The organism is Rhizobium sp. NPDC092011 (assembly GCF_044756305.1).
In the GTDB taxonomy this organism is placed as follows: Bacteria; Pseudomonadota; Alphaproteobacteria; order Rhizobiales; family Rhizobiaceae; genus Rhizobium.
Genome location: NZ_JBIVSO010000007.1, coordinates 173,587 through 190,400 on the forward strand (window position 1 = coordinate 173,587; position 16,814 = coordinate 190,400).

Annotated in this window: 14 protein-coding genes; 9 read left to right on the forward strand and 5 right to left on the reverse strand. The window is 59.7% G+C overall.

The annotated features are described in order from the left end of the window. The first annotated feature begins 218 nt into the window (after positions 1-218). Positions 219-1,175 (forward strand): sugar-binding transcriptional regulator, encoded by a 957-nt coding sequence (locus ACIQJ2_RS25145; RefSeq protein WP_400671465.1) that lies wholly within the window; start codon positions 219-221, stop codon positions 1,173-1,175. Positions 1,176-1,187: 12 nt separating this feature from the next. Here the strand turns inward: ACIQJ2_RS25145 and dhaL are convergent, their stop codons facing one another. The 4 genes from dhaL to ACIQJ2_RS25165 form a co-directional block, all read right to left on the reverse strand. Beyond that, positions 1,188-2,954, reverse strand: a complete 1,767-nt coding sequence (dhaL, locus tag ACIQJ2_RS25150; protein ID WP_400671463.1) for a dihydroxyacetone kinase subunit DhaL — start codon at positions 2,952-2,954, stop codon at positions 1,188-1,190. A 36-nt stretch (positions 2,955-2,990) separates the two neighbouring features. Further along, complete coding sequence (locus tag ACIQJ2_RS25155) at positions 2,991-3,953, reverse strand: ABC transporter permease (protein ID WP_199150869.1); 963 nt, start codon at positions 3,951-3,953, stop codon at positions 2,991-2,993. After that, positions 3,943-5,454 carry a sugar ABC transporter ATP-binding protein gene (locus tag ACIQJ2_RS25160; RefSeq protein WP_199150868.1) on the reverse strand — a complete coding sequence of 504 codons (1,512 nt, stop codon included), beginning with the start codon at positions 5,452-5,454 and terminating at the stop codon, positions 3,943-3,945. The genes ACIQJ2_RS25155 and ACIQJ2_RS25160 overlap by 11 nt, the downstream gene beginning before the upstream one ends. A gap of 77 nt (positions 5,455-5,531) precedes the next feature. After that, a complete protein-coding gene (locus ACIQJ2_RS25165) occupies positions 5,532-6,476 on the reverse strand; it encodes a substrate-binding domain-containing protein (RefSeq protein ID WP_400671460.1) in 945 nt (314 codons plus the stop codon). An 854-nt stretch (positions 6,477-7,330) separates the two neighbouring features. Between ACIQJ2_RS25165 and ACIQJ2_RS25170 the strand changes: the two genes are divergently transcribed. The 6 genes from ACIQJ2_RS25170 to ACIQJ2_RS25195 all read left to right on the forward strand — a co-directional run bounded on the left by ACIQJ2_RS25170 (position 7,331) and on the right by ACIQJ2_RS25195 (position 12,233). After that, positions 7,331-8,095, forward strand: a complete 765-nt coding sequence (locus ACIQJ2_RS25170) for an amino acid ABC transporter ATP-binding protein (protein WP_400671458.1) — start codon at positions 7,331-7,333, stop codon at positions 8,093-8,095. Beyond that, positions 8,092-8,736 (forward strand): amino acid ABC transporter permease, encoded by a 645-nt coding sequence (locus ACIQJ2_RS25175; protein WP_199150865.1) that lies wholly within the window; start codon positions 8,092-8,094, stop codon positions 8,734-8,736. The genes ACIQJ2_RS25170 and ACIQJ2_RS25175 overlap by 4 nt, the downstream gene beginning before the upstream one ends. Further along, the gene (locus ACIQJ2_RS25180; RefSeq protein ID WP_400671456.1) at positions 8,736-9,398 is read left to right on the forward strand and encodes an amino acid ABC transporter permease; all 663 of its coding nucleotides are present in this window, start codon (positions 8,736-8,738) and stop codon (positions 9,396-9,398) included. Before ACIQJ2_RS25175 ends, ACIQJ2_RS25180 begins: the two co-directional genes overlap by 1 nt. Positions 9,399-9,420: 22 nt before the next feature. Beyond that, positions 9,421-10,260: a transporter substrate-binding domain-containing protein gene (locus ACIQJ2_RS25185; protein ID WP_199150863.1), complete on the forward strand. Its 840-nt coding sequence runs from the start codon at positions 9,421-9,423 to the stop codon at positions 10,258-10,260. Positions 10,261-10,322: 62 nt separating this feature from the next. Then, a complete protein-coding gene (locus tag ACIQJ2_RS25190; protein WP_400671454.1) occupies positions 10,323-11,057 on the forward strand; it encodes an aspartate/glutamate racemase family protein in 735 nt (244 codons plus the stop codon). A gap of 30 nt (positions 11,058-11,087) precedes the next feature. Then, positions 11,088-12,233 (forward strand): aldo/keto reductase, encoded by a 1,146-nt coding sequence (locus ACIQJ2_RS25195; protein ID WP_400671452.1) that lies wholly within the window; start codon positions 11,088-11,090, stop codon positions 12,231-12,233. 317 nt (positions 12,234-12,550) lie between these two features. On the opposite strand, the gene ACIQJ2_RS25200 is transcribed toward ACIQJ2_RS25195, so the two are convergent. Beyond that, positions 12,551-13,495: a LysR substrate-binding domain-containing protein gene (locus ACIQJ2_RS25200; RefSeq protein ID WP_400671449.1), complete on the reverse strand. Its 945-nt coding sequence runs from the start codon at positions 13,493-13,495 to the stop codon at positions 12,551-12,553. A 92-nt stretch (positions 13,496-13,587) separates the two neighbouring features. On the opposite strand from ACIQJ2_RS25200, the gene ACIQJ2_RS25205 reads away from it, so the two are divergent. Then, positions 13,588-16,029: an FAD-dependent oxidoreductase gene (locus ACIQJ2_RS25205; protein ID WP_400671447.1), complete on the forward strand. Its 2,442-nt coding sequence runs from the start codon at positions 13,588-13,590 to the stop codon at positions 16,027-16,029. Between the two features lie 30 nt (positions 16,030-16,059). After that, complete coding sequence (locus tag ACIQJ2_RS25210) at positions 16,060-16,809, forward strand: electron transfer flavoprotein subunit beta/FixA family protein (RefSeq protein WP_400671444.1); 750 nt, start codon at positions 16,060-16,062, stop codon at positions 16,807-16,809. Positions 16,810-16,814: the final 5 nt, after the last annotated feature.

A 16,814-nucleotide genomic window follows, 5' to 3' on the forward strand; every position in this document is an offset into this window, starting at 1 on the left:
CTTTGGGCTGCGGTGCTGTGAAGAAGCGACAGGATGCAGAGCGCGTGATCGCCAGCTCCAACTCCCTGGCTTGCCCGTCTCCATTTCGTCCACCGTCAAGTCGAAGGACGCTCTGTTCGTCCCGGGCGGTCGCCTCGGCAGTTTTCCGTCTCATTGCAGTTGCCGATCCGGTGCGAATTGACGTATCGAAAATCAACACATTGGGGATTTCGAATTGCATGAGTGAAGATTTGGGTGATTTCGATGAGGAGTTGGAACGGGCGCGTGTTGCCTGGTTCTACTTCATCGGTGGCCAGACGCAGCAGGAAATTGCCCAGCGCATGAATATCACCCGGTTGAAGGTGAACAAGATCATCGGTCAGGTGCGTGAATCCGGCAGCGTTCAGGTCAATGTAAGCCTGCCTTTGACCGATTGCATAGAACTTGCCGACCAGGTCTCTCGCCGCTACGAGCTCCTCGAAGCGGTCGTCGTTCCCGATCTTGACGACTATATCGAGCAGAAGCGGGTGATTGGCGAAGCAGCGGGGTCGCTTGCAAGCAAGCTCGTCGATGAGCGGGATATGGGCATCGGTATCAGCTCCGGACGGACCTTGAGTTTTGCCGTTCGCAGCCTCCATGCACGGCCGAGGTCGGAAAGCTGGGTTGTCGGCCTTACCGGCGGTGTGACGAGCGGTTCGTCTACCAATACATTCGAGGTGGCGACGGCCTGTGCCAGGGCACTGAATGTCGAGTGCCACTATCTGACGGCGCCGATCTATTGCGCAAATCCAGAAAGCCGCAATGCGGTGCTGCTCAATGACGAGTTGACCGACGTCTTGGCACGAACGGAGATTGCCGACATCGGCATCGTGTCTTGCGGTGCCTTGACGCAGGATACGTCATTGACGCAGATCCGCGTCGTGAAGGACAATCTCGATACTATTTTGAAACGCGGGGCGGTCGGCGAATTCATGGGCTGCTTTCTGGATGCACGCGGGTACCCGATCGATCATTTCCTCAATGAATCAATCATAGCTTTGCCACCGGACAAGCTGAAGCTGAAGCCGATTTCCATTCTTGTCTCCGGCGGCATCAAGAAGATCCCGATCATCCGAGCGGTTCTGCGCGCCGGCTACGTCAACAGGCTGGTTACCAATGAGAGCGTCGCGCGGGCCCTGTTGCAGGGTCCGCGCTGACCTCGTGCTCGCTCAGGCGAGGGCTTCCTGCAGCGCTGCCGTCATGGCCCGAAGCGTGACAAAGGTAGATGCGGCGCCAGGGTCGATGTGGCCGATGGAGCGTTCGCCGAGCTTGGCGGACCGGCCCCGACGCGACTCCAGGGCTGCGGTCGCCTTCATGCCTGCTTCGCTACCGTCGCGGGCGGCCATCAGCACCTGCAAGACAGTACCGCCATTTTCGGCGACCTGCGAGGCCGCTTCCACGGCGGGCACCCACGCATCGATCATCGTCTTGTCGCCGGGCTCCGCGCGGCCGCGATCGCGGATGCCCTGGCATGCGGCACTCAACCACTGCGCCATGCCGGCGCCGTCAAGATTGAGACGGTGGCTGACCGCCATGCCCGCGCGCAGAAAGGCGGTTGCGTAAAGAGGGCCGGAAGAGGCGCCGACGGCATCGAGAAACGCCTTTGCCATCCGCTTGCAGATGCCCTCGATCGTCTCGTCGTCCTGGATGTCTTCCAGCGCATGCTGTACGGCCTTCCAGCCGATCTCCATGGTAACGCCATGGTCGCCGTCGCCAATGATACCGTCGAGTTCGGATAGCCAGTTTTTCTCGGCGATGATCTGCTCTCCGACAGTATGCATCATCGTGCGAAAGATAGCTGGCGTCACGTCGCCGTCCGCCAGAAGCTCCCGAGGCTTGTCCTGTACCTTTGCCGCCGTCTCGGCGACACGCGCCGCCTTGCGGCTGCGTGCGGCAATGCCATCGGACTTGTCGAAAGTCCCCACAACAAGCGCGGGGGTGCGGCAGGGATGGTCGAGAAGGGCCTGAAGCGCGCCATCGAGCTTCATCAGTGTTACGGAGGCGCCGGCCATTTCCAACGAAGTCGCATATTCCCCGACCCAAGACGCATGAATTTCGATGCCGAGGCTGTCCAGACGCTGTTTGACGCGACGAAAGAGCACGTAGAGTTCGATCTGCGAGGTCGCGCCAAGACCGTTGACGAGGACGGCGACACGATTGCCGGCCGCGAGCTCGAGTTCTTTCAAGAGCGCGTCCATCAGCTCGTCGGCCACAACGTCCGCCGGTGCCAGCTTCTGGCGCCTGATGCCCGGTTCGCCATGGAGACCCATGCCGATTTCCATGTCCTCGTCGCCGATGGTGAAGTTCGGCTTGCCGGTCTGCGGCAGCGAACAAGGGCTAAGCGCAACGCCGATGGAGCGGGTCGCATCATTGGCGGCTTGGGCAAGAGCCTCGACGCGAGCCAGCGGCTCGCCGATATCGGCGGCAGCGCCGGCGATCTTGAAGACAAAGAAATCCCCGGCAATACCGCGCCGTTCGGATTTGCGCTCGATCGGGGCCGAGGCGACATCGTCGGCAACGGCGATATGACGAACGGCGATGCCTGCCTGTTCCAGTTCCTCGGCCGCCATCGTGAAATTCAGAACGTCACCGGTATAGTTGCCATAGAGCATCAACACTCCGACGCCGCCGTCTGCCGCGCGGGCGGCGTCAGCGATATGAGCAGGCGAAGGCGACGCAAAGACGTTGCCAACGGCTGCGGCATCGGCAAGGCCACGCCCGACGTAGCCGGCAAATGCCGGCTCGTGCCCCGAGCCGCCGCCGACAACGATCCCGACCTTGCCGTCGCGCGGCCCGTCGACGGCAACGACAGCGCGTCCGGTCGCCCCCTCGACACGCAGCATGTCGGGATGGGCGCCCACCATGCCTTCGATCATTTCCGCGATGATGTTTTCCGGCGCATTGATGAGCTTCTTGGTTTTGACTTCCTGGTTCATTCTGCTTTCTTTCGTCATATCGATGCGGGCGATTGCTTACGCGTCACGCCGCAGATAGCGGCGGGAAATGGCGTCGAAGGAGATGGCGAGCACGACAATCGCGCCCGAGACGATGCCCTGCCAATAGGGCGACACGCCGAAGAGCACAATGATGTTCTCGATGATGGCAATGATGCCGGCACCGAAGATCGCGCCGATCGGGCTGCCGATGCCGCCGGTTGTTGCCACACCGCCAATGACGGAGGCAGCGATTGGGGCGAGCACCCAGGTGTCGCCAATCGATGGCTGTGCCGTGCCGAGACGAGCGACCATCAGGACGCCGGCGAGAGCGGCAATAGCACCGGCGGACACAAAGACGATCAGCCGCACGCGATCAACGCGAATGCCGAGCATTCGGGCACCGGCCTGATTGTTGCCGATTGCATACATGTAACGGCCGAACGGCGTCTTCAGCATGACGAAGGTGGCGACCAGGAGTGCGGCCAGCATGATGAGGAAGGGTACGGGAATGCCTAGAATATCGCCGCGGCCCAGAAATTGAATTTCACGCGGGATGCCGGTAATCGCAACGCCGCGCGTCAGTACCAGATTGGCGCCCCCGAATATGCCGGCCGTGCCGATGGTCAATACGAGGGAATGCAGTTTGAGGACCGTTACGAGCAGGCCGTTCAGCAGCCCGAGGCAAGCGCCAAGCAGGATCGCGAGCAGCATCGAGGAATATGGATCGAAGCCGAGCCGGATCATCAAGATGCCGGAAATCACGCCGCAAAGCCCGCCGATGACGCCGAGCGACAGATCAAGTTCACCAAGCACCATCAACATGGATTGCGCAATGGTGATGAGCCCGACAAAGGCAAGGCCGCGGGCGATGACCGAGAGATTGTATGGCGTCAGGAAATAGGGAGAGATCAGCGCGGACAGCGCGAAGATAACCGCCAGCGCCACAAAGACGCCGGCGAGCGGGCTGCGCATCAGATGCGCAAGGGAATTAGATTGCATCGGCTTTCGCCTCCGTGCCGAAGATGGCGCCTATGAGTGTTTGATTGCTGGTGGTGGCCGTGTCGAACTCGCCGGTAATGCGACCATGATGCATCGTGATGATGCGACTTGCGCATTTCTTGAGCTCGTCCAGTTCCGAGGAGACGAGGATGACACCCACGCCCTCCTCGGCGAGACCCTTCATGATCTTATAGATCTCGGTCTTGGTGCGAATGTCGATGCCTTTCGTCGGCTCGTCGAAGATCAGCACCCGAGGGCGCGTCGCCATGGCGCGACCGATGATCGCTTTTTGTTGGTTGCCGCCAGAAAGCTGCGATATCCGCTTGCCCATGCCGGCGGTGCGGATTCCATAGGCATCGATAATCGCCTGGACGGCGTCGCGCTCGCGCCCGCCGCTGATGCCGAATGGGCCCCTCGTCAGCGACAAGATGGAGATACCGATGTTCTCGCGCAGCGACAGGAGCGGAAAGATGCCGTGATGCTTGCGCTCTTCCGACAGATAGAGCATGCCGCCGGCAACCGAAGACGAAGTATCATTCAGCACCCAGCGCCGGCCTTCGACGGTCACTTGTCCGGCAGTCGCTTTGAGGAAGCCGAAGATGGTTTGCATCACTTCGGATCGTCCGGCGCCGACGAGCCCGGCAAAGCCGAGGATCTCTCCACGGCGAAGCTCGAAGCTGACGTCCTTGAACCTTGCTCCGGAGAGCGCGCGCACATCCATGACCGTGTCCGTGTCCGTGTCCGTGACCGGCACCTGCGGGCGAAAATGTTCGTCCATCGCGAGATCGCGACCCGACATGGAGCGAATGAGATCTGTCTCCTTGATATTGGCGATCTTCCCGCTTTCTATTTTTTCGCCATTGCGCAGCACGGTGTAGTCGTCGCCGATGGCAAAGACTTCATCCATCTTGTGGCTGATGAAGACAATCGCATGGTCGCGGTCCAGCAGGCCGCGGATCACCTTGAACACGCGGTCGACCTCGACGCGCGTCAGCGACGATGTCGGCTCGTCCAGGATCAGCACTTTCATATTGGCATTGGTGCAGGCACGTGCAATTTGCAGCAACTGCTGATCGGAGACCGAAATATTTGCGACGAGGTCACGAGGGTCGGCTTCGATACCGAAGCGCTCGAGAAAGCTCTTCGCCTCGCGAACAAGTGCGCCGCGGTCGACCAGAAGACCGCCGTGTCCCGTTCGATCGAACGGCATGAACAGGTTTTCCGCCACACTCATCTGCGGGAACAGGTTCAGCTCCTGGGGAACATAGGCGACATTCTTGTAAAGCGCCGGATTGCCGGTGGGATCGCGCCCGTCGATCAGCACTGTTCCACGGGAGGGCCTATCCGTGCCCGTAAGGATCTTGACCAGCGTCGATTTTCCGGCGCCGTTCTCACCGGCGAGAATATGGGTACGACCAAGCTCGATCGAAAGATCGACGCCGTTAAGGGCGGTCACGCCGGGAAAATCCCGGCCAAGGCCCCGTGTTTCGAGATAAGCCATTTTACACCTACACGCAGGATCGAGCTGAAAGAGGCGTGGGGTGTCCCCCGCGCCTCAAAGCAATCCGATCATGTCGATTAGCCGCCTACATTCTTCTTGGTGAGGAATGCGTTGCCGGTATCAAGGTAGCCCGGAACCGGAGCCCCGGTCGCTTGGGCCCACAGCAGCATGACCGACCAGTAACCCTGAAGTTCCGGCTGCGAGGCCGACGAGCTGTCGGCGACGCCGTTGCGGATCATGTCCAGCATTTCCGGCAGGTTGTCGAGACCGACAAGGGTCACTTTGCCTTGCTTGCCGGCTTCAACGATAGCCTGGCCGATACCGATCGGACCAGCCGCATCGGATGCGACCCAACCCTTGAGGTTCGGATTTGCCTGCATGATTGCCGCCGCCTGCTGCTGGGCGGTCTCGATGCTGTCATTGTCGATGCCTTCGGCAACGACCTTGATGCCGGGATGTTCGGCAAAGACCTTGCGATGGCAATCGGCACGGATCGAATGGTTCGGTGCGGTCGGAACACCCTGCATGATGGCGACTTCACCCTGGCCGCCGAGGACCTCGACGAGGCGACGGGCGGCGATCTTGGCCTGTTCGCAGAAATCGGAGCCGATATGCGGGATTTCCATGCCTTCCGGCGGCACGGAATCGAAGATCACCAGAGGGATCTTCTGGCCCTGCGCTTCTTCCAGCGACGCGCGGTTGCCGGAGGGGTCGAGCAGGTCGAGCGCCAGACCGTCCGGCCGGGTTGCAAGCGCGCTGTCGATAATCTGGTTTTGCTGGACAACGTCGGCGGATTGGGGCGCCGAGTAGACGATTTCCACGGTCGCACCCGTCTGCGCCTTGATGGCAGCGGCGGCTGCCTGCGCGCCGTTGTTCACCTTATCGAACCACGGGTGAACGACCTTCGGTACGACGACGAAGCGATAGCTGTCCTTTTTGGTGGTGCCGATGGCGTCCTGCGCCCAAACGGCGCCGGGAATTGCAAGTGCAGCACATGCCAGCAATGCGGCAATTTTCTTCATGATGACCTCCCTAGGTGCAGGCGAAATTTCCTCCCGCCCGAGTAATGGAACGAGGGCTTTGCGAGGGGCTCGTTCCCACAACTCAAAGCCCGCAGATGAATGCATACAGATGTATTTTTAATTTTACAATAGTAATTGTGACTGCGGATGAACCCTCGTTATGGCGCGCCGGAGACGGAGGCCGCGCTCATGCCTACGGCTTTGGATGCCTGTGGTCGTTTTCGAGATTTGCGGAGGAACGCCTGGGAGGTAGCTTAAGCGTTGCGCTCGCGGTCACCCGTTGCACACGGTTCCCGGTCGATCGTAAACGATCCTATCGGCGAAACGCCGATACCAATTCAGCTCGGCCAGAATTCCCCATGACGCGCCGCAACGCGGCCCGGGCGCCTATCTGTGTTCATGGCTGGAAAATCGCGTACGACCGGAATTCTTCGGTCGCATCCTGTCAGTGGATGCTGCGATTGCGGCACGTCGCGCGCAGGGGGTGGCGATGGACCATTGGCGTTTAGTTATCCGCCGGCCGATCAGGCAATCCAAGCATTCCTCACGCCGTCATTGTTTGCCGCTTTCGTCCCCGATAGCCCCGCCATAACTTCAAGTTATCAGATGTCACATTTTTTTTGGACTCCCATCCACGTCCGCCGTTGTTACAGTTCGGTCAACAAAGATCGGGAACACGGCGTCTCCAGATGGGGCGACCGACAAAGCAAACAATCATGTCGCCTTCAGCCAGCGTCTTCGCGCCGCCGGTCGAGTGCGAACAGCATCGGGAGGCCAATAACCTTGGCGACGGCTTTAGTTGCAAACGGCGTTCGACGGACTTGCGTCGCGGGTGCCGCAACCCTGTGTCACACATGAAGTCTCATTCCGGAAAAGTGCAAATCGGCTTGCATTCGCTCAGCAAGCACTACGGAACGCACATTGTTCTCGACCGGATCGACTTGGAGGTCTCTTCCGGCGAGGTTCTTGCGATCATCGGTCCTAGCGGATCTGGAAAGAGTACGCTCCTTCGTTGCATCAACTACCTCGAGCAGCCGACAGACGGCACGGTCACGGTTGGCTCGACAGTAATCAATGCAGCCCAACCCGTCTCTCGCGCCGAGCTTTCCAGTCTGCGCCGACGCGTCGGCATGGTCTTTCAATCGTTCAATCTCTTTCCCCATATGTCCGTGCTTCGCAATGTCAGCCTCGCCCAAGAGCGGGTGCTTGGCCGCAGCAGAGCAGAGGCGGATGAGCGTTCGATGCAATTGCTAAGTCGTGTCGGTCTTGCCGAGAAGGCGGGGCAATTTCCTGGCCGTTGTTCGGGAGGTCAACAACAGAGGATTGCCATCGCTCGTGCCCTCGCGCTCGACCCGGAGGTCATGCTGTTCGACGAACCCACTTCCGCACTTGATCCCGAACTCGGGCTCGAGGTCCTGGCCGTCATGCGGGAGCTGGCCACCAGCGGGATGACCATGGTTGTCGTGACCCACGAGATGGGCTTTGCGGAAAATGTCTCCGATACCGTCATGATCATGGCGGATGGCCAGATCGTGGAAAAAGGTCCGTCGACCGAGGTCATGCGCAATCCGCAGCACGAACGGACCCGCCGCTTCCTTCGCGCGGTGCACGATCGATGAGCGCTGCCGATTACCTGCTCTTCTTTCGAGGTCTTGTCTGGACGGCAGCCTTGACGGCCGGCTCCTTTATCATTGGTGCAATCCTGGCGGTTCCTCTTCTGGCGGCGCGACGGAGCCGCTTCACGCTGGTACGCATCTGCGCGGCCGTCATGATCCAGATCGTCCGTGCCATCCCGCCGATCCTATGGTTGTTCATCATCTTCTTTGGTCTTGGGATGAGCTACTTCCCGATCAATCCGTTTGCGGCGGCCCTGACCGGCCTCGGTCTCATTGCGGCGGCGAACATGGCGGAAATTTACCGTGGCGCCTTGAGTTCAATTCATCATGGCCAGTGGGAAGCCTGCACCGCGCTCGATCTTGGCCGTTGGCACACCATGAAGGACGTGGTCGCTCCGCAAGCCCTCAGAGTGGCGCTCCCTTCTGCCGCGAGCTATCTCATCGGTCTGATGAAGGAGACGGCCGTTGCCTCGACGATCGGTGTCACGGAACTTGCCTACCAGGGCAACCAGCTCTCGCAGCTGACGTTCCGCGGTCTGGAGGTCTTCGCAATCGTCGGGCTCTTTTACATCTTCCTCAGCCTGCCGGTCGCCTGGTTGTCGCGCCTCGCCGATGCTCATCTCCGATCCAAGGTGGCACGCTGATGTTTCCAAGCTATGACGAATTGGTGACGTGGATGCCCGACCTTCTCGGCGGGCTTTCCATCAGCGTACAGGTCACTCTGCTCAGCCTCATCCTCGGCATCCCGTTCGGTCTTGTCCTCGCATTGGGTGTGTTGGCGCGCAGCAAGGCCCTGAGGTACGCTTCGCTTTTCCTTGTTGAAGTTGGTCGAGGCGCACCGGCATTGGTGCTGCTGCAATTCATCTACTTCGGCTTGCCAAGTGTTGGATTGACGGTTGAGTCTTTCGCGGCAGCGGTCATCGCGCTTGCTTGGAACACGGGCGCCTATACCAGCGAGATCATCAGGGCGAGCCTCCAGTCCATTGCGCACGGCCAACGCGAAGCGGCTGAAGCGCTCGGTCTCAGTCGGGTCGACGAATTGCGTTTCGTATTGCTTCCTCAAGGCTTGCGTGTCGCGCTGCCAGCCCTTCTCGGCTTCTCGATCCTTATCTTTCAGGGCACTTCACTCTGCTTCACGATTGCACTGCCGGAGCTGGTGAGCCGTGCATACGAGATCGGCTCCAACACCTTCCGTTATTTCCCGGCGCTGCTCTGCGCGGGCGTTCTCTATGCCTGCATTTCGATACCCGCGGCTCTCCTCGTCAGTCACGTGGAGAGGCGCGCAAGCCTCTATGCCCAACGCTAACCCCATAAGAAGGAATTCCGGCATGCCCGTATTCAAGTCCAAGACTTATCTTCTTCTGTCTGGCATTCTCGGTGCGCTCCTGTCTGGCCAGGCTGCACAGGCCGCCGATTGCACGCCAAAGCACAAGTTTACGACCATTCAGCAGGGCACTTTGACCGTTGCGGTGACCACCTATGCGCCGCATTCCTACATGGACGACGGCGGGAACATGAAGGGAATAGACGGCGATATCGCTTCCGAATTCGCCAAACGCGAATGCCTGCAAGTCAAGGCCGTGGCCGTCGATCCCGCTGCGGCGATCCAGTATGTCCTTTCGGGCCAGGCCGACATTACCACGGGTGATTGGTATCGCACCGCCGAACGAGCCAAAGCCATGAACCTGTCCGCGCCGCTTTATACCGACCAGATGGCGATCTACTCCAAGCAAGGTTTCAAGAATGTATCCGATCTTGAAGGCAAAAAGGTTGGCACTGTTCAGGGCTATCTCTGGGTCGCCGACCTCAAAACATTGCTCGGCGCGTCGCTGAAGCTTTATCCGAACTCCGTCAACATGCAGCAGGATCTGTTTGCCGGCCGTATCGACGTGGCGGTGGACGGCTACTCGACGGGAGTGGTCGCCGCGCAGAAAGGGGCGTTGAAGGACGTCAAGGTTGCTGTCGCCGCCGCCGATCCCCGCGTGAAGGCGACAAAGGAAGCCGCACAGGCCGCTTTCCCATATTCACTGAAGGCCAAGGAATTCGGTGCGGCGCTCGATAGCGATATTGAGGAAATGCATAAGGACGGAACCATCGTCAAGATTCTCAAGTCCTACGGCCTTGATGGAACCGCAGCTGAAACCGGCGCTCCGCGTCTGGTGCAATAATGCCTGCCGGCCGGGGAGGCGATCTTTCCCGGCCCTCGCCAACACACTTGGGAGATATAACGTTGACAGTCTATGAGGTCACGCGCAAGACGCAGTCCTGGTACGGTGAGCAGATCGGCATTCTGATCCTCGATGCCGCCTATCCGTGCGTTCCCGGGAATGTCGGGAATGCGACGACCTACACCTATCCTGTTCGGTTCCAGGAGGTTCGCGGTGCCTCGATCGATCGGCTTTTGAATCAGCGCGACCCAGCCTTGAAAGAGGTCTTCGTAGAGGCTGCGCTGGAGTTGCAGGGCCGCGGCGTCAAGGCGATTACCGGCGCCTGTGGTTTCATGGCCTATTTTCAGGAGGAGGTGGCGGCTGCGCTCGACATTCCCGTCTTTCTCTCGAGCCTGATGCAGATCCCTTTCATGCATGCACTCTGCGGCGGTAGCGTCGGTGTCATTACCGCCAATGCATCACGACTTACGCCGCGGCATTTCAAGGCCTGCAACGTGCCTGACAGCATTTCGCTGGCTGTTGCCGGCATGGAAGAGCAGACCGAGTTTCGTCAGGCGATCCTCGAGGAAAGGGGAACGCTTGACTCAGCGCAAATCGAAAGCGAGGTGACGCAGGTTGCGCGCCGACTTGTGGAAGAACATCCCGACGTTCGCTCGATCCTGCTTGAATGTAGCGATCTGCCTCCTTACGCCCATGCGGTGCAAGCTGTAACGGGGCGTCCTGTCTTTGATTTTATCACGATGATCAATTACGTCCAGCAAAGCATCGCCCGCCGGCCCTACGCAGGCAGCATGTGACGCGCGATCGACTCGAACCGGAGATCAGACATGTCCCTCGATCAATATTATCTGCTGGGGCGTTCGGGCCTTCGGGTCAGTCGGCTGGCGCTCGGGACGATGACCTTCGGCGATGGCGGCATTCGCGGTATCGGCGGAAGTTGGGGGGCCGACGAGGCGACGGCCAGAGCCATTTTTGACCGCTATATCGCTGCCGGCGGAAATTTCATCGATACTGCCAATTCCTATGCGGCAGGATTGAGTGAGAGCATTGTCGGCACCTTCGTGAAGGAAGCTGGCATCCGCGACGCAGTCGTCATCGCCACGAAATTCTCCAACAGCCTGTCTCCGGGCAATCCGAATGCTGGCGGAAACGGCCGCAAGGCGATGATGCAGGCGGTGGACGCTTCGCTGAAGCGCCTGAAGACGGACTATATCGACCTCTATCTGCTTCATACATGGGACCGCATGACCCCGGCGGAGGAAGTCATGCGAACATTCGATGATCTCGTGCGGGCAGGAAAGATCCGTTATGCAGGGTTGTCCGATGTTCCCGGTTGGTACGCCGCGCGGGCTCAGACCTGGGCCGAGGCGCATGCGCTTACCCAGCCTATCTGCTTGCAGCTGCCCTATTCATTGGTGGAACGAAGCATCGAGCATGAGTTCGTGCCGCTCGCCGACGCGCTCGGACTTGGCATCACCGCCTGGAGCCCGCTTGCGATGGGGCTTCTTTCCGGAAAATATCGTCCTGGCTCCGCAGGACAGGGACGGCTTTCGCAGGATGCGTCCGGTGGAGGCCTCGGCTTGTTCACCGAACGTAATGCTCGCATCCTGACCGTGCTGGAAAAGGCCGCCGCCGACATGGGGCGTAGCATGGCGCAAGTGGCGCTGAACTGGTGCGTCAACCGACCGGGCATCGCGGCAGCCATCATCGGTGCTAGCCGCCTATCGCAATTGGACGACAATCTTGCGGCCCTGGATTTCACGATTCCAGCCGAGTTTCGTTCGGCGCTGGAGCGCGCCACGGCGATCGAAGCACCTTATCCCTACGCACTTTTTGCTGATGACTATCAGGCGGGGATTCTGAATGCGGGCACGACGGTTGGCGACAAGCCTTCCGGCTATCGTGGGGAAGTCTTGTTGCCGAAGGCCGCAGACTATGTCTTCGGGCAATCGAAGGGCAAAGACCTCGGTTGACCGTGCCGTGGGCTGGACGGGTCCTTGCATTTAAATGGTCTGCGTTTCCGCTCGAGGACTAGGCAGCAATGGCGCCGGCACGGGCACTTCTCTTCGTTTAGGCCCTGACTTGCTTCGACGGGAGGATCTTGGATCTCGTCGATGGCGATTGCCGTAGGGATGCACGCGGCAACTCTGTGCGAAGCCTTCCAGGCGGCTAATTCTCATGGGAAAGGACAAGCGCAGGCGTGCCCGGACCTCCGATCAGAAAGACGGTTCATTTTAAAATCGGGCGGGGAAGACCATGCTCTACCGGTCCCTTTTGTCCTGGGAGAGATTCAACTGGTGGTGGCTTTAGGCCCCTCGAAAACCGGAGCATCGGCACCCTGCTCGAGCAGCCAGTCCCGGAAGAGCATCGCACCATGCTTTGACGGACGCTGCGCCGGCATGATGACGTGTATCGTCTGGCCGGAGCGATAGACCGCATCGAGGGGATAGACCAGACGGCCCGCACGGACGTGATCGTGGACAAGGTGCTTCCAGCCAAGCGCAATGCCCTGACCGAGAACGGCTGCTTCAATCGAGCTCAGCGCATCCGTGAAGATAAAGTCCTGATTGAGGCGCGCCACCGGCACGGAATGCTGAGCCAACCATTCCGGCCATCCAAGCCGGACGCGATGCCGCTCCTCGAAGTGGAGGAGCCGGTGGTTAAGCAGATCGGAAGCTTCGCCTATCGGGCCGTGTTCCCTCAGATAGTCAGGGCTGCAAACAGGGATGACCTCTTCGGTCACGAAATGCCAGGCATGGATTCCGGGCCATTTGCCGAGGCCGAGCCGTGCGGAAAGATCGATGTTTTCCTCGTTCAGATCCTGATCGTCTCGACTGCTCTCCTCGATCCGAAGAGCGATGTCGGGATGCTTTGCCTTGAAATCCTTAAGACGCGGCAAGAGCCACAATTGCACGAAAGAAGCGGAGAACGACACTCTCACCGTGTCGTTGGAATGTTTCTTGCGCAACGATGTCAAAACCATATGGAGATGGTCGAAGGCCTGTTGGGTTTCCCGATAGAATTTCAGGCCTTCGGCAGTCAGTTCCAGGCGAGTATGTTCGCGACGGAACAGCTTCAGCCCTGTGGCTTCCTCCAGAAGCCTGATCGTCTTGCTGACGGCCGGCTGGCTCACATTCAGTTCCTCGGCGGCCGCCGTAAAACTTCGCCGCCGCGCCGCAGCTTCGAAGACAAACAGATAGTTGGCGGAAGGCACGAGCGATCGAAGTCTATGCATAATCTGAAGTTATGCCCCTTTGTAATTTTTTGCAACGTCACAACCGAAGTCGCCGCCGCTAGTCTCGCTCGAAATCAACTCGGGAACTCCTCATGCAAACTCATGCTCGCGCCGTTGTCATCGGCGGTGGTTGCGTCGGCGCCGCCATTCTCTACGGACTGACCAAACGTGGCTGGACAGACGTCGCGCTGCTCGAACGTACCCAGCTCACGGCGGGTTCCACCTGGCATGCTGCCGGCCTCATCCCTTCCTACGCCCGCAGCATCAACATCGGCCGGATGATCGCCAAGACGATCGAGATATACGAGGGTCTGGAGGCTGAAACCGGTCAGCATGTCGGTTGGCACAAATGTGGGCAGCTGCGCATCGCCAATACGCGCGACCGTCTGGACGAATACAAGAGCTACATGAGCGTCGCCGCCGTACAGGGGATCCGTGCGGAGCTGGTGACACCGCAGGAAGCCCGCAAGCTTTGGCCATTGCTCGAAAACAATCATGAGATGTTGGCAGCCCTTTATCATCCCGATGATGGCCACATAGCGCCCGCCGATGTCACGCAGGCCATGGCCAAGGGGGCACGGGATCGCGGCGCCAAGATCTATCTCAACACCGAGGTGCGCGGCTTTGAACGCCTGCCGGGTGGCGAATGGAAAATCCTCACCAACAATGGCGACATCATTTGCGAGCACATCATTTCGGCAACGGGAAACTATGCGCGCCAGACCGGCGCCATGCTCGGGCTTGAAATTCCGGCGATCCCGATCGTCCATCAATATTGGATCACCGATGCGGTGCCGGAAGTGGTCGAGCGCAAACGCCAGGGGCTGCCGGAAATGCCGATCCTGCGCGACGAGGCTTTCGAGGGCTATCTCCGCGAAGAGGGTGATGGTCTCATGTTCGGCCCCTATGAAAAGACGGAGCACCTGAAACTCTTTGCCGAGAACGGGGTTCCCGAATGGTTCGGCGCGGACCTGCTGGAAGAGGATTTCGATTCCGTTTCCTGGAACTGGGAACGTGCGATGGAGCTCGTTCCGGCTCTTGGTCGGGTCGGCATCAAGGCGAATGTGCGCGGCCCATTCCAGATGACGGCGGACGAACTTCCCCTGGTCGGGCCTGCCTGGGGACTGGAGAATGTCTGGATCGCCGAAGGCGTGCCCGGCGGCATCCTCTGGGGTGGCGCGATCGGCTACTATCTGTCGGAGCGCATTGTCGAAGGCGCAAACAGCCTGGATACGTCCGAGCTCGACCCGCGCCGCTTTGGCGACTATGCGAACAAGGAATGGACGCGACAGAAGGTACGCGAAAGCTGGGGTACTCACGCCGAGTTACATTATCCGGGCCAGGACATGCCGGCGGCCCGACCGCAGAAGACGGCGCCTTCCTATGATATCCTGTCCAGGCACGGCGCCGTCTGGGGTGTCCTCAACGGTTGGGAAATGCCGAATTGGTTTGCGCCTGATGGCGTCGAGGCCAAGGATCAATATAGCTGGCGCTGGACGGAAAAGGGCAAATATGTCGGCGAAGAGGTCCACGCGGTGCGCAATGCCGCAGGCCTTGTCGAGATGACGCCGATGACCAAGTTCGAAGTCTCCGGTCCTGGGGCTGAAGCCTGGCTCGACGGCATTCTCGCCAATCGCCTGCCAAAGATCGGCCGCGTCAATCTCAGCCATCATCTGACGAAGACCGGCGGCGTTCAGGCCGAGTATATCGTCTCACGTCTCGAGAACGGTACGTTTTATCTGATTTCCACACCGCGGGCCGAGCGCTGGAATTTCGACGATCTTTCGAAACTCCTGCCGAAGGATGGATCGGTTCAGTTGCGGAACGTGACGAACGAGCGCGGTTGCTTCACCATCGTTGGGCCCAAGGCGCGCGAGGTGTTGCAGAGCCTCACCGAGATGGACCTCTCCAATGAAGGGTTCCCATGGTTTGCAGTGAAATCAGGCACGGTCGGCCTTGCAAGCGATGTGCGCCTACTGAGGGTCAACTACGAAGGTGAACTCGGATGGGAGCTCTATCATCCGCTTTGCTACCAGCGGCACCTCCTGGAAGCTTTGCTTTCGGCTGGCGCGCCGCATGGCCTGCGCCTGATCGGTCTGCATGCACTGGAATCGCTTCGGTTGGAGAAGTCCTATCGCGCCATGTATCGCGATATGAATCCCGAGCTCACCGCCTGGGAAAGCAACCTTGATCGCTTCGTCAGGCTGGACAAGGGTGACTTTATCGGCAAGCAGGCTCTCCTCCGGCAGAAGGAGGAAGGTGTCAAACAGAGATCAGTCACCATTTCTATCGAGACGGATGGGGTGAGCTCGCTCATTCATGAAGGCGTCTATCACAATGGTAAACTGGCTGGCCGTATCACTTCGGGCAGCTACGCCTACACGCTCGGCTGCGATGTGGCCTTTGCGCTGCTCCCTGTCGAACTCGGCAATCCCGGGACTGAACTCGAGGTTTTGATCCTCGGAGAGATGCGCAAGGCGCGCGTGATCCCGGAATCGCCCTACGATCCCGAAGCCCTGCGCGGCCGCATGTGATCCGCGATAGACAAGTTCAGGAGAAGCAGCATGAAGATACTGGTGCCAGTTAAGCGGGTTGTTGACTACAACGTTAAGATCCGCGTGAAGCCGGATGGATCTGGCGTTGAGCTGTCGAACGTGAAGATGTCGATGAACCCGTTCGACGAGATTTCGGTCGAAGAGGCGCTGCGTCTGAAGGAAGCGGGCAAGGCCGAGGAAGTGGTGGTCGTATCGATCGGACCTGCCAAGGCCGAGGAAACGCTGCGCACGGCGCTCGCCATGGGTGCGGATCGTGCCATTCTCGTGGAAACCGACGATGCCGTCGAGCCGCTGGCCGTTGCCAAGATCCTCAAGGGTGTTGCGGATGCCGAACAGCCGGGCCTCATCATCGTCGGCAAGCAGGCGATCGACGACGATAGCAACCAGACCGGCCAGATGCTGGCGGCACTGCTCGGCACGGCGCAGGCAACCTTCGCCTCCAGGATCGAGATCGGTGACGGCAAGGCCAAGGTGACCCGCGAAGTCGACGGCGGTCTGCAGACCATCGAAGTCAAGCTGCCGGCCGTCGTCACCACGGACCTTCGCTTGAACGAGCCGCGCTACGCCTCGCTGCCGAACATCATGAAGGCGAAGAAGAAGCCGCTCGACAAGAAGTCGCCGGCCGATTTCGGCGTCTCCACCGAGCCGCGTCTGAAGGTGATGAAGACGGAAGAGCCCGGCGGTCGCAAGGCTGGCGTCAAGGTCAAGTCGGTTGCCGAGCTCGTCGAAAAGCTCAAGACCGAAGCTGGCGTCCTGTAATCCAG